12 protein-coding genes are annotated in these 13,193 nt (G+C 45.5%); 3 read left to right on the top strand and 9 right to left on the bottom strand.

The annotated features are described in order from the left end of the window. Positions 1-270: 270 nt before the first annotated feature. The 3 genes from rpsI to zapE form a co-directional block, all read right to left on the bottom strand. On the bottom strand, positions 271-663 hold the full coding sequence (rpsI, locus tag R7P64_RS18730; RefSeq protein ID WP_005372876.1) for a 30S ribosomal protein S9: 393 nt from the start codon (positions 661-663) through the stop codon (positions 271-273). Positions 664-678: 15 nt separating this feature from the next. Then, entirely contained in the window at positions 679-1,107 is a 429-nt protein-coding gene (gene rplM / locus R7P64_RS18725) for a 50S ribosomal protein L13 (RefSeq protein ID WP_005372872.1), read from the bottom strand. Between the two features lie 251 nt (positions 1,108-1,358). Further along, positions 1,359-2,462: a cell division protein ZapE gene (gene zapE, locus R7P64_RS18720; protein ID WP_005387411.1), complete on the bottom strand. Its 1,104-nt coding sequence runs from the start codon at positions 2,460-2,462 to the stop codon at positions 1,359-1,361. A 195-nt stretch (positions 2,463-2,657) separates the two neighbouring features. Between zapE and zapG the strand changes: the two genes are divergently transcribed. From zapG to degS, 3 genes are all read left to right on the top strand, one after another. Next, on the top strand, positions 2,658-3,101 hold the full coding sequence (zapG, locus tag R7P64_RS18715; protein WP_213987294.1) for a Z-ring associated protein ZapG: 444 nt from the start codon (positions 2,658-2,660) through the stop codon (positions 3,099-3,101). A 200-nt stretch (positions 3,102-3,301) separates the two neighbouring features. Further along, positions 3,302-4,669 carry a Do family serine endopeptidase gene (locus R7P64_RS18710; RefSeq protein ID WP_025768400.1) on the top strand — a complete coding sequence of 456 codons (1,368 nt, stop codon included), beginning with the start codon at positions 3,302-3,304 and terminating at the stop codon, positions 4,667-4,669. 190 nt (positions 4,670-4,859) lie between these two features. Further along, the gene (degS, locus tag R7P64_RS18705) at positions 4,860-5,924 is read left to right on the top strand and encodes an outer membrane-stress sensor serine endopeptidase DegS (RefSeq protein WP_017633606.1); all 1,065 of its coding nucleotides are present in this window, start codon (positions 4,860-4,862) and stop codon (positions 5,922-5,924) included. Between the two features lie 37 nt (positions 5,925-5,961). Here the strand turns inward: degS and parC are convergent, their stop codons facing one another. The 6 genes from parC to nudF form a co-directional block, all read right to left on the bottom strand. Continuing rightward, entirely contained in the window at positions 5,962-8,247 is a 2,286-nt protein-coding gene (parC, locus tag R7P64_RS18700) for a DNA topoisomerase IV subunit A (RefSeq protein ID WP_017633605.1), read from the bottom strand. Positions 8,248-8,250: 3 nt separating this feature from the next. Continuing rightward, positions 8,251-10,131: a DNA topoisomerase IV subunit B gene (gene parE / locus R7P64_RS18695; RefSeq protein WP_005387417.1), complete on the bottom strand. Its 1,881-nt coding sequence runs from the start codon at positions 10,129-10,131 to the stop codon at positions 8,251-8,253. A 249-nt stretch (positions 10,132-10,380) separates the two neighbouring features. Next, complete coding sequence (gene yqiA, locus R7P64_RS18690; protein ID WP_258652993.1) at positions 10,381-10,965, bottom strand: esterase YqiA; 585 nt, start codon at positions 10,963-10,965, stop codon at positions 10,381-10,383. A gap of 47 nt (positions 10,966-11,012) precedes the next feature. Beyond that, positions 11,013-11,819 (bottom strand): 3',5'-cyclic-AMP phosphodiesterase, encoded by an 807-nt coding sequence (gene cpdA, locus R7P64_RS18685; RefSeq protein ID WP_005379877.1) that lies wholly within the window; start codon positions 11,817-11,819, stop codon positions 11,013-11,015. A gap of 61 nt (positions 11,820-11,880) precedes the next feature. Then, the gene (locus tag R7P64_RS18680) at positions 11,881-12,324 is read right to left on the bottom strand and encodes a DUF1249 family protein (protein WP_005379879.1); all 444 of its coding nucleotides are present in this window, start codon (positions 12,322-12,324) and stop codon (positions 11,881-11,883) included. Beyond that, a complete protein-coding gene (gene nudF, locus R7P64_RS18675) occupies positions 12,324-12,974 on the bottom strand; it encodes an ADP-ribose diphosphatase (RefSeq protein ID WP_005379881.1) in 651 nt (216 codons plus the stop codon). The genes R7P64_RS18680 and nudF overlap by 1 nt, the downstream gene beginning before the upstream one ends. Positions 12,975-13,193: the final 219 nt, after the last annotated feature.

Below are 13,193 nucleotides of genomic sequence, written 5' to 3'. Positions count from 1 at the left end.
CTTGCTGATGAATACATCTATGCTGCATCGCAAGAGAAAGCGTGGTGAGTCGCGATTAAATAAGGCACACATATAAAACGGCACTGGCAACCTTTCGACGAAGAGGACGAATAAGAAGGCCTACTCGGAATGTGATGATAAATGAAGACTGTTCGTTGCTTGAAGACAAGTATGATGTCTTTAAATACAAAAAAGCCCGGCATAGAGCCGAGCTTTTGGTACACAGTTTCCAGAGTAACTCTGAAAAGCATAATTCCCGATAAGAGGAAATTAACGCTTAGAGAACTGTGGACGACGACGTGCTTTACGTAGACCAACTTTCTTACGTTCAACGCAACGAGCGTCACGAGTAACGTAGCCAGCTGCGCGTAGAGCAGGACGTAGAGACTCATCGTATTCCATAAGCGCGCGAGTGATACCGTGACGGATAGCACCAGCTTGACCAGAAATACCGCCGCCTTTAACTGTTACGTAAAGGTCTAGCTTTTCAGTTAGTTCAACTAGCTCTAGAGGTTGTTGTACAACCATACGTGCTGTTGGACGACCGAAGTATTCGTCAAGGTTACGCTTGTTTACTACAATGTTACCGCTGCCTGGTTTAATGAAAACACGTGCAGCTGAGCTTTTGCGACGGCCAGTGCCGTAGTATTGATTCTCTGCCATTTTCGAAATCCCCAATTAGATGTCTAGTACTTGTGGTTGTTGAGCAACATGGTTGTGCTCAGCGCCCGCGTAAACTTTTAGCTTACGGTACATAGCACGGCCTAGAGGACCACGTGGAAGCATGCCTTTAACTGCAAGCTCAAGAGCCATCTCAGGTTTACGATCGATCAACTTTTCAAAAGTGATAGATTTTAGACCACCTGGGAATTCAGAGTGACGGTAGTACACTTTGTTCTTAGCTTTGTTACCAGTTACAGCAACTTTCTCAGCGTTGATAACGATGATGTAATCACCAGTGTCAACGTGAGGAGTGTATTCAGCTTTATGTTTGCCACGTAGGCGAGATGCAATTTCACTTGCTAGACGGCCAAGAGTTTTACCTTCAGCGTCTACAACGTACCAGTCGCGTTTTACAGTTTCTGGTTTAGCAACGAAAGTTTTCATGCTAACAATAACCCGTTAATTAAATTTTAAACTTTAAAGGAACACCCAATAGTGCTCCCACACTGTCTAAGAGCCCAGTCATCACCCCTTCGAGTCGTTGGTACTCTCGACCTTCAATTTCGAAATAACTTCGATAATCAGGTCTGCAGTAACGGTGGGTCGCAGGATTATAGAGAAGAGCGAAGAAAAAATCACCTTTTTTTGCGCCAAATCACTAATTTTTTCTTCACTTTTTTAAGAACCCATTGGATCTAGGCCAAATGTTCACGCGCGAGATACTCATGACTTTGCATCTCAGTAAGCCGAGACAAACAGCGCTTAAATTCGAACTCTAACTGCCCATCAGTATATAAGTCGGCCATTGGCACTTCAGCAGAAATAATCAACTTAACATTGCGCTCGTAAAACTCATCGACCAGCGCAATAAAGCGTCTCGCCGCATCATCGATTTTTCGGTTCATTTGTTGAACATCTGCCAGTAATACCGTGTGGTAAATACGAGACAATTCAATGTAGTCATTTTGACTGCGAGCAGTTTGACACAACTGAGCAAACGACGCATGCAGCACCCCGTCGCTTGCTTCAATCACCGCTAGTTGACGGTGGTTAACTTCGATTTGATGAGCAACAAACTGACGCTCTCCAGTCAGCTGCTGATAATATTTGTTAAGGTTTATGCTAGCCTGCTCATCAAGCGGGTAATGGTATATTTCAGCCTGTTCTAACGTTCTTAAGCGATAATCAACGCCACTATCGACATTCAACACTTCACAACGTGCCAAAATCATATCGATCGCGGGCAAAAAGCGCGCTCTTTGCAAACCGTTACGATATAAGTTCTGCGGCTCGATGTTTGAAGTCGCGACTAGGATCATCTGTCGCTTGAACATTTCTTGAAGTAACGTTGCAAGGATCATCGCATCAGTAATGTCGGAAACAAAAAATTCATCAAAGCAAACCACATCTGCTTCTTCTTTAAATTTATCCGCCACTTTTGATAGAGGATTTTCGACATCACCTAACAGCTTCAACTCATCATGTACTCGATACATAAATCGATGGAAGTGGACGCGCATTTTTCTTTGGGTCGGTAAAGCATCAAAAAATGCATCCATAAGGTAGGTTTTACCGCGACCTACCCCACCCCAAAAGTAAAGACCTTTTGGTGGTTCAGGCTTGTCGATTTTTTTCCCCATTAGCTTTTGCCATTTGGAAAGCTGAGGAACAGGCGCTGACTGAAATTCAACGATAGCATGGTAAAGCTTGTCTAATGCAACGACCGCTTGATACTGAGCTTCATCACGCTGAAACCCGTGTTCTGCTATGTCTTTTTGATATTGTTGTAGTGGTGTCATCGTATTAAGTCGTATAGAGGTATAGAGAAAAGGGTTACCTCGGGGTCAACTTTGAGAATAGAGAGAAGTAGTTATCAGTCCCCGAAGACATACTGCTATTTTTCTTTATCGGCTGTTCAAGCCATAGTAACATGGACGAGCACCGCGTGTAACTAAGTAGTAAAAGACTTGTTAAAACAACTATAAGGAGCAGTTATGCCTTGGATTTATGCCATTGTGGGTTTGCTGGTCGGTACAATCGTAGGCGTAGTCATTAGTAGACTAACCACCCCTGAATACAAGAAACAAAAGTCTGTGCAGAAAGAACTTGAAGCGGCCAAGTTTGAATTAGAGCAACAACGTCAAGAGCTCGTCGATCACTTTGCACAAACCGCAGAAATGTTGGACACCCTAGGTAAAGATTACACCAAGCTATACCAACATATGGCCAAGACCTCTTCTGAGCTTTTGCCAAACTTACCAGAACAAGACAACCCGTTTGATAAGAAAACGGCAATGTCGTCTGAAACCATTGCAGAAGATCAACCAGAGTTTAACGAACAACCAAAAGACTACGCAAATGGCGCCACCGGTCTTTTGAGGGATCAAGAGAAAGAAATCATTAATGCTCCCGAAGCGGTAACCGCAAAAGCATCATAATCCTCTCTTACTTCTATCTAGGGCCGATACATTTGTATCGGCCCTTTTTTGAACTTTTTCACCTCACCTTCGCTCTAACTTGGATGTGCACTGCCTCCCCTTTTGATTGTCCGAACTAGACCCTATATTAGTTATTAACAAAGTGAACGAAACGTTCGGATATTTCTTTTTGGCAGACATGTTTCAAGAGGAGTTATTGGATGAAAAAACCACTGCTTGCGCTCACCGTTCTATCTCTGAGTTTGGGTTCGATTATTGCCCCAGTTCAAGCCACTGCCGCATTACCTTTGAATGTGGATGGCCAACAGTTACCTAGCTTGGCACCAATGCTTGAGAAGGTGACCCCAGCTGTTGTGAGTATTGCTGTAGAAGGTAAACAGGTACAAACCAGTCGCATTCCCGAGCAATTTCAATTTTTCTTTGGCCCAGACTTTCCTATGGAACAAAGGCGAGAGCGCCCGTTCAGAGGTTTAGGTTCTGGTGTCATTATTGATGCGAAGAAAGGCCATATTGTCACTAACTACCATGTGATCAAGGGCGCAGATGAGATTCGAGTTCGCCTCTTTGACGGGCGCGAGTATGACGCTACGCTCGTTGGCGGTGATGAAATGGCCGATGTTGCGTTACTTAAATTAGAGAAAGCGAAAAACTTAACGCAGATTAAAGTCGCGGATTCCGACAAACTGCGTGTCGGTGACTTTACGGTTGCGATTGGTAACCCATTTGGACTCGGTCAAACTGTGACTTCGGGTATTGTTTCAGCCCTTGGTCGTAGTGGCTTAAACGTTGAAAACTTCGAAAACTTCATCCAAACCGATGCCGCAATTAACAGCGGTAACTCTGGTGGTGCATTGGTCAACCTTAATGGTGAGCTGATCGGTATTAATACTGCGATTTTAGGCCCTAACGGCGGTAATGTGGGTATTGGCTTTGCGATTCCATCAAACATGATGAAAAACCTCACTGATCAAATTCTAGAGTTTGGTGAAGTCAAACGCGGCATGTTGGGTGTGCAAGGTGGCGAAGTAACCTCTGAGCTAGCTGATGCATTGGGTTACGAGTCAAGTAAAGGGGCCTTTATTGGTCAAGTCGTACCGGACAGCGCAGCCGATAAAGCAGGGTTAAAAGCCGGTGACGTAATTGTATCGGTGAACGGCAAAGCGATTAATACTTTCTCAGAGCTCCGCGCAAAAGTGGCAACACTGGGCGCAGGTAAAGAAATCACATTAGGTGTGGTTCGAGATGGTAAGAATAAAACCTTTGATGTAACGCTTGGCGAATCTACGAATATGAAAGCTAAAGCGGAGACATTACATGAGGGACTCAAAGGTGCGGAGTTAAGCAATACAACACCAAGTGATGTAATCCAAGGTGTTAAAGTATCGAGCGTTGCAGATAACTCTCCGGCTGCTCAATATCAATTACAACAAGGTGACATTATTATCGGTGTGAACCGTCAACGAGTGAAAAACCTTGCCGAGCTTCGTACAATCGTAGAGAAACACAAAGGTGTACTGGCTCTTAATATTCAACGTGGTGAACGTACTATTTATCTTGTCATTCGTTAACCACTTTCAAAGTGATAGAAAATAAGGTTTTCGATGCATAGTACTGAGTGATAAGGCTCGAACACTTTTCCTTATCGCTCAATAACTAATGAAAAGGGCAACGCGATGACGCGCTGCCCTTTTGTTATTTTTCAATGTAATGCTATTCTTCATCTTCGATGCCATTTTGGCGCTCACGCATGGAGAGGATATGCTCAGCTTTTTATTACGTTCTGTCTTTTTAGGCTTGGCTACTGCCGCAGTGGTATTACTGGCGGTTCCATCTTTGCGCAACAACGTAATTCCTGCCGCGCTTGATCCTCAACCTGTTAATATCGCATCAGTCGAGTTGACGTTTAATCAAGCAGTCCGAAGAGCAGCACCTGCAGTGGTAAACATCTACAGTCGTAAGTATGTTGAGAATGACCGCAGTAAACTCTCGACTCAAGGCCTGGGGTCAGGTGTGATTGTTAGTGAGAAAGGCTACATCATTACTAACTATCATGTGGTTGCTCAAGCTGATCAAATTGTTGTGGCATTACAAGACGGCAGAGCCGCAGCGGCTCAGCTCGTAGGGACAGATAAGCGTACTGATATAGCCGTGCTGCGTGTCGAAGGTTCGAATTTGCCCGTAATCCCTCTGAACTCTAACTACAAACCACAAGTGGGCGATGTAGTACTAGCCATCGGTAACCCATACAACCTTGGACAAACCACAACGTTCGGCATTATTTCTGCCACAGGTCGTTCATCGATTAGCGATGGTCGTCAAGCATTCATTCAAACCGATGCCGCCATCAATGAAGGTAACTCTGGTGGAGCCCTAGTGAACACACAAGGCGAGCTCGTCGGCATTAACACCGCCTCTTTTCAGCAAGCGACAGACTTAGAAACTTACGGTATTTCTTTTGCGATCCCTGCGCCGCTAGCGAGTAAGATCATGCAGAAAATCATCGCTGATGGCCGCGTGATTCGTGGTTATATTGGAATCGACGGCCAAGACATTAATGCGGTCACTGCTCGCCTGCTTGGAAATGAACACATAGGTGGTATTGTCGTACTTGGTATTGATCCAAATGGTCCAGCCAATGCGGCAGGCTTCCAAAAGCAGGACATCATTATCAGTATTGATGGCAATAAAGTACAAGGGCGTCAGAGCGTTATGGATATCGTCACCGATTTACGTCCTGGCACCACCGTGGACGTCGGTATCATTCGCAAAGGAAAAGAGATGACCTTGAAAGTCACCATTGCCGAAGACAAGCAAGAAGCATAAAAAATCCCAGCCATTGGCTGGGATTTTTATTTGTGCGTTACTCGCTATCGCTCGGTGTTTCCGTCGTATCGGAATCATCTAGCTCAACTTCAATACGAGTGACTCGCTGCAAACCTCTCGGTAATAACCCACCTCGGCGACCACGTTCGCCACGGAAGTTATCAAGGTCAGACGGTTTAAGACCCAACTTTCGCTTACCCGCGTACAGCGTTAACGATGCACCTTTTGGTAAAGACATTAAGTGAGATAGTACTTCTTCTCGCTCTTTTGCTTTAGCAGCAGGAATGTTGATGATCTTATTCCCTTTACCTTTCGCCAGTTGTGGCAAGTCTTTGATTGGGAACAGCAGCATGCGACCTTGGTTAGTGATTGCTAAGATTTCATCAGAGTCTAAATCTTCAATCTCTTTTGGCGTCATGATCTCAGAGTTGGCAGGTAAAGTGACGAGCGCTTTACCACTGCGGTTTTTAGACAGCAAGTCCGCGCCTTTACATACAAAGCCGTAACCTGCATCTGAGCCCACCAGCCACAGCTGATCTTCTTCACTCATGATGACTTGGCGAATACTGCTACCAGCCGTAATATTCAAGCGACCGGTAATCGGCTCACCTTGACTACGAGCAGAAGGCAGTGAGTGCGATTCCAGAGAGTAACTTCGACCGTCACTACCTAGGAATACCGCAGGCTGATTACTCTTACCTCGAGCATGCGCTAAATACTTATCACCCGACTTATAGTTTAAGCCTTCGGCATCCACGTCATGGCCTTTCGCGTGACGAATCCAACCTTTCTCAGAAAGCACAACCGTGATTGGCTCACTTGGTACGAGGTCACGTTCAGTCAGCGCTTTTGCTTCTGCACGCTCAACCATTGGAGAGCGACGATCATCACCGTATTTCTCTGCGTCTGCTTTGATTTCTTTTTTCAGTAGTGTGTTCAGACGACGCTCAGAACCGAGTAGCTGTTCTAGCTTCTCACGCTCTTTCTCTAGCTCGTCTTGCTCACCACGGATCTTCATCTCTTCTAGTTTTGCTAGATGACGAAGTTTGGTATCTAAAATTGCATCCGCTTGGATATCGGTAATACCAAAGCGTTCCATCAGCACCGCTTTTGGATCGTCTTCAGTACGGATGATCTCAATCACTTCATCTAGGTTGAGGTAAGCAACCAACAAACCTTCCAAGATGTGTAGACGAGCCATTACTTTGTCTAGGCGATGTTGTAGACGACGACGCACAGTCGTACGACGGAACTCGATCCACTCAGACAGAATTTGCACCAGACCTTTAACTTGAGGACGGTTATCCAAACCAATCATGTTCAAGTTAACGCGGTAACTGCGCTCAAGATCCGTTGATGCGAACAAATGGTTCATCAACAAGTCACAATCGACGCGGTTTGACTTAGGCACGACAACAATACGCGTTGGGTTCTCGTGATCCGATTCGTCACGAAGATCGTCAACCATTGGCAGCTTCTTCGCACGCATCTGGTTAGCGATTTGCTCAAGCAGTTTGGCACCCGATACTTGGTGAGGCAAAGAAGTGATAACAATATCAGAACCTTCTTTATGCCAAACCGCGCGCATTTTGATGCTACCACGACCGTTGCGGTAAATCTTCTCGATATCCGCTTGCGGCGAGATAATTTCTGCTTCTGTTGGGTAATCCGGACCTTTGACATACTGCATCACGTCCGGCAGTTCTGCTTTCGGGTTGTCGATCAAATGAATAGTCGCATCTGCGATTTCACGAACGTTGTGCGGTGGGATGTCTGTTGCCATACCAACGGCAATGCCGGTTACACCGTTAAGCAGGATGTGAGGCAGACGTGCTGGCAACATTTGTGGCTCTTTCATTGTGCCATCAAAGTTAGGTTGCCATTCAACCGTGCCCTGGCCAAGTTCGCCAAGCAATACTTCAGCAAACTTAGACAGTTTTGCTTCGGTATAACGCATTGCCGCAAATGATTTCGGATCATCTGGCGCACCCCAGTTACCTTGACCATCCACTAATGGATAGCGGTAAGAGAATGGCTGAGCCATCAATACCATCGCTTCGTAACACGCTGAATCACCGTGCGGATGATATTTACCTAGCACGTCACCAACGGTACGTGCAGATTTTTTGTATTTTGCTGATGCAGAGAGACCAAGCTCTGACATCGCATAAATGATGCGTCGTTGAACCGGCTTTAAGCCATCACCAATGTATGGCAAGGCGCGGTCCATGATTACGTACATCGAGTAGTTCAAATAAGCGTCTTCAGTGAACTTGCGCATTGGCAATTGTTCGACGCCATCGTAGGTAATTTCTGTAGACATCCGTTACACCTCTGCCAAGTCGCCGTTGTTTTGTAGCCAAGAACGACGGTCATCTGCACGCTTTTTACCTAGCAGCATGTCCATCATTTCCATGGTCGCCGTAGAGTCGTCAATGGTTAACTGCACTAAGCGACGCGTGTTCGGATCCATGGTGGTTTCACGCAACTGAAGTGGGTTCATCTCACCCAGACCTTTGAATCGTTGCACGTTGATTTTGGCTTTCTTCTTCGACAAGCGCTCTAAAATGCCATCTTTTTCATCGTCATCGAGGGCGTAGAACACTTCTTTCCCGCAGTCGATTCGATACAGAGGCGGCATTGCCACATAGATATGACCCGCTTCCACTAGTGCGCGGAAGTGACGAGTAAATAGAGCACAAAGCAGCGTTGCGATGTGAAGACCATCCGAGTCCGCATCGGCAAGGATACAGATCTTACCGTAACGAAGACTCTCGAGGTTGTCGCTATCTGGGTCAATACCCAAAGCAACAGAGATATCGTGTACTTCTTGAGACGCAAGAACTTGATCGGCAGAGACTTCCCACGTGTTCAAGATCTTACCACGCAGTGGCATCACAGCTTGGAATTCACGGTCACGTGCCTGTTTTGCCGAGCCACCCGCAGAGTCACCCTCCACAAAGAAGATTTCAGTGCGACTTAAGTCCTGTGCTGAACAGTCGGTCAACTTGCCTGGCAGAGCCGGGCCGGACGCCACTTTCTTACGTACGACTTTTTTCGCCGCTCGCATACGACGGTGCGCGTTAGCGATACAGACTTCTGCCAATTGCTCTGCGAGCTGAGGCTTTTCGTTCAACCAAAGACTGAACGCATCTTTTACAACGCCAGAGACAAATGCCGCGGTTTGACGAGAAGAGAGACGTTCCTTGGTCTGGCCTGCAAATTGTGGATCTTGAATTTTAACCGACAGCACGTAAGAACAGCGGTCGAAAACGTCATCACCCGTTAGCTTCACACCACGAGGTAATAGATTACGGAACTCACAGAATTCGCGCATCGCTTCCAACAAGCCTTGGCGTAAACCATTAACGTGCGTACCACCTTGAGCGGTTGGGATCAGGTTAACGTAGCTTTCGGTGATCATCTCACCGCCTTCTGGCTGCCAAATTACCGCCCAGTTTGCCGCTTCAGTATCCGCCAAGAACTCACCAGTAAATGGTTCTTCAGGAATAACTGGATAGCCTTTTACACCTTCCGCAAGATAGTCTTTAAGACCGTCTTCGTAGTACCACTTATAGTCTTTGCCATTAACTTTGTCGGTTAATGTGATTTCTAAGCCCGGACACAAAACCGCTTTTGCGCGCAGGTTGTTGACTAGGCGCGTCACAGAGAAGTTAGCCGAATCGAAGTACTTCGCATCAGGCCAGAAATGCACGCTGGTACCGCGATTGCGACGACCACATGTGCCAGTTACGGTCAGATCAGACACTTTCTCGCCGTGTTCAAATGCAATTTCATACACTTGACCATCACGACGAACTGTTACTTCAACGCGTTTTGACAACGCGTTTACTACAGATATACCTACCCCGTGCAAACCACCAGAGAATTGGTAGTTTTTGTTAGAGAACTTACCACCCGCATGTAGCTTACATAGAATTAGCTCTACGCCTGATACTTTCTCTTCTGGGTGGATATCAACAGGCATGCCTCGACCATCATCGATCACTTCGAGTGATTGGTCAGCATGTAGGATGACTTGTACTTTTGAGGCATGTCCGGCTAGCGCTTCATCGACACTGTTGTCGATAACTTCTTGGCCCAAATGGTTTGGGCGCGCTGTATCCGTATACATCCCTGGTCGGCGACGTACTGGCTCTAAGCCATTCAGTACTTCAATGGCACCAGCATTATATTGTTCAGTCATAATACGGAATTATTCTCAAAGTTTACTTGTTGCCTGAGTATCACCAATGGGCGTACCCATACTCAGGAAACGAAAAAGCCACCCTGTTCACATCACTAAGAGTTTGTAAACATGATGCATAACAAAGTAGCCAGGGTCCTCGACCCTTAAGATCTTTTGGCAAAACATAGTCGGAAAGCATACCGCCCATGTCAAGAAACGGTTGGATATATCAATAAAAACTATGAGCCTTTTCCAATCGCTTTCGAATTACAGTTCTAGAAATTCGATAATCTGTGCAGGATAACGCTCAAAGCCTACAAAACTGTGATCACCGCCTTGTTCTACTGTTTGCTTAGCGTCTGCAAACTTATCTACCGCTTGTCGATAGTCTAAAACCTCATCTTCTGTTTGTTGCAATAACCAAAAAGAATGTGGCGACGCGATGCTTTGTACATCAAGAGCTTTTAACTCGTCAATATGACAAGCTTCAAGTGTATAGGTTTCATGCGTATATGGGTTAGTTTGCTTACCCAAATAATCTACTAGCAACTCATAAGGCTTGACTGCGGGGTTAACCACTACCGCTTTAAACCCATACTTGTCATTTAGCCACGTTGACATAAAACCGCCTAATGAGCTGCCCACTAGACCAATTTTATAGTCATCTTTATATTGCTCGATAATATCCAACAACATTTTCGCCGCTTGCTGAGGATAACAAGGTAACTGGGGAACAATCACCTTGATATCAGACCTATGTTGCTCGCAGTAGGCTCTCATCACATTCGCTTTCATGGAGAGTGGAGAGCTATTAAAGCCATGGATATAGAGAAGAAGTGAAGGTTTACTCATAGATATCTCGCACAAAAAAGCGAGCCCGAACAGAGAGCTCGGGCGCGTTAGTAGCCGTTAGAAGAGAAGTCTGGTTGGAACTGGCCATCAGGAAGCCGACCTACTTGGGTCGTAATATCGCCACAAGCGTGTAGTTGCAGCTCCCGCCAACCAGGCGAAGTGGTATCAAGGGCAAAATCATCCGAGTTAGGCTTAAACTGAACACAAGTTGAGGGTGTTGCCATCACTCGAATGCCCTTGTAAAGCACATTCATATCTTGATGAACATGACCACAGAGAATGCCTTTCACGTTATCAAAACGCTCGACAACCTGCCAAAACGCTTCGGCATCTTTTAAAGTATGTTGATCAAGCCACGCGCTTCCGACCAGTAACGGGTGATGATGCAACAAAACAAGTGTGTGTCTTTCTGGGTGTTCGGCTAGCTTTTCTTCGAGTAGCGTTAATTGCTGATCACTCAAGCGCCCATGAGGAACGCCAACAACTTGCGAGTCTAAAAGAATTAACTGCCAATGCTCGCCAAGCAACACATGCTCTGCGGCTTTGATTTGTGGCGAAGGCAAAACACTGCCCATATTAGGCTTGTAATCATGATTACCAGGTAGCCAAAAGCAGTCTTTCTCTAGCGGTTCAATGCCGTTGGCAAAGCGCTGATAAGATTCTGCACTATGGTCTTGGGAAATATCGCCTGTCGCCAAGATGTAATCAAACGCCACGTTGCGGCGTAAAACATCAGCAACAACAGCATTAAAGCTATCGACTGTTTTTACGCTTAGCAAACTTCCCTCATCGGCAGCAAACAGATGAGTATCCGTAATTTGTAAAAGTTTGATGCTGTCACTAGATGATTGCAAAATGAAAACCTGATTCGTCCACTATATCGTTATTTGTTATTTTCCTTTAGTGAAGTGACGATCAATTGAAGGCAAGTGGTGTTCTACTGATACCACTTCGTAAACAAAACGTCAGCCATTCACCGAGGAATGTGTTTAATTGATGCTTTTCATCTTTCTGCATCAGTTGGTCATTGGGATAATCATACTTAGCTTTTATGCGAGAGAACTCTCCGCTTGAGCATACTTCGGCTACTCTCGCATCATGATAAAGCCTGACAGACATCGTCGGTAAAGGAAACACTGGCGTTTCATCACTCTGACATATCTCAACAACTGTGGTGTATTTTGTGATTTCATTCACGGTCAATTGGTAAACCATGTTCGCCGCTTGGTAGCAACGTACATCCCCAACTTCAGCAGAAGCAGGCAATAAGGCATTCAATTTAGCGTAGTTGGTCTCATACGTTCTCATAAGACCAGCTAAATCAACATGATATCTCTGTTTTTCAGCCAATTGTGCCATTACTCACTCTCCACCGTTTGGGATAGTCCCCATTCTGACTTTAACTCTTGATGGTGTAATTGCAGCCATTGCAACGCAATAATCGACGCACCATTTTCAAATTTTCCGTCCTTCACCCATTGATACGCCGTTTCACGACTCATGACATGAACTCGGATATCTTCATTCTCATAGTCTAAACCATGAATGCCGTGCGCTTTAGACGCATCCACTTCACCAACAAAGACGTCTAGCTTTTCCGAGCAACCACCAGCCGAAGGATAATAAGAAGTGACAGGTATAACGCGCCCCACCTGAATCCCCGCTTCTTCGACAGCCTCTCGACGAATTACGGCTTCAGCAGATTCATCGCGGTCAATCATACCGGCGACAATTTCTAGCTGCCAAGGGTGTTCATGTTCCAACGCGCCAATACGAATCTGTTCAATGATTACGACCTGGTCCGTCTTTGGATCATAAGGAAGCATCGCTGCTGCGTGACCACGCTCGAACATTTCTCGTTCGACAACTCCACTCCAACCACCAGCAAATAGCCTATGCTGAAAGCGGTATTTCACCATTTTGAAAAAACCTTCAAATAAGGTTTCTTTCGAGATGACTTTTACATCTCGCGAAGTAAAATCTTGTTGTTGTTTGTCACGCTGTTGCATTCAACACCTCTCTGAGTGAATCCTGTAGTTTACTCATTGTTATTCGCTTGCTCAAAGGACTTGGCTCAACTTTTTGTATAATAGTTACAAATTAATTTAAGTCTTTGCTAAAAATTTATTGCACAAGTGGATAATTACGTGTAAAAAAGTGCAAACTTTAGAGTAAATATCGTGCAAATTGAGTTAAACTACTGAGAATTAACCAATCTATGGACCGCG

The sequence above is a fragment of the Vibrio sp. 2304 genome (genome assembly GCF_033339475.1).
Lineage (GTDB): Bacteria > Pseudomonadota > Gammaproteobacteria > Enterobacterales > Vibrionaceae > Vibrio > Vibrio alginolyticus.
This window is presented reverse-complemented; position numbering and strand designations above follow the sequence as displayed.

Excerpts from the sequence above, each read along its gene's own strand:
- rpsI (WP_005372876.1), bottom strand. The coding sequence starts at position 663 with ATGGCAGAGAATCAATACTACGGCACTGGCCGTCGCAAAAGCTCAGCT.
- rplM (WP_005372872.1), bottom strand. The coding sequence starts at position 1,107 with ATGAAAACTTTCGTTGCTAAACCAGAAACTGTAAAACGCGACTGGTAC.
- zapE (WP_005387411.1), bottom strand. The coding sequence starts at position 2,462 with ATGACACCACTACAACAATATCAAAAAGACATAGCAGAACACGGGTTT.
- zapG (WP_213987294.1), top strand. The coding sequence starts at position 2,658 with ATGCCTTGGATTTATGCCATTGTGGGTTTGCTGGTCGGTACAATCGTA.
- R7P64_RS18710 (WP_025768400.1), top strand. The coding sequence starts at position 3,302 with ATGAAAAAACCACTGCTTGCGCTCACCGTTCTATCTCTGAGTTTGGGT.
- degS (WP_017633606.1), top strand. The coding sequence starts at position 4,860 with ATGCTCAGCTTTTTATTACGTTCTGTCTTTTTAGGCTTGGCTACTGCC.
- parC (WP_017633605.1), bottom strand. The coding sequence starts at position 8,247 with ATGTCTACAGAAATTACCTACGATGGCGTCGAACAATTGCCAATGCGC.
- parE (WP_005387417.1), bottom strand. The coding sequence starts at position 10,131 with ATGACTGAACAATATAATGCTGGTGCCATTGAAGTACTGAATGGCTTA.
- yqiA (WP_258652993.1), bottom strand. The coding sequence starts at position 10,965 with ATGAGTAAACCTTCACTTCTTCTCTATATCCATGGCTTTAATAGCTCT.
- R7P64_RS18680 (WP_005379879.1), bottom strand. The coding sequence starts at position 12,324 with ATGGCACAATTGGCTGAAAAACAGAGATATCATGTTGATTTAGCTGGT.
- nudF (WP_005379881.1), bottom strand. The coding sequence starts at position 12,974 with ATGCAACAGCGTGACAAACAACAACAAGATTTTACTTCGCGAGATGTA.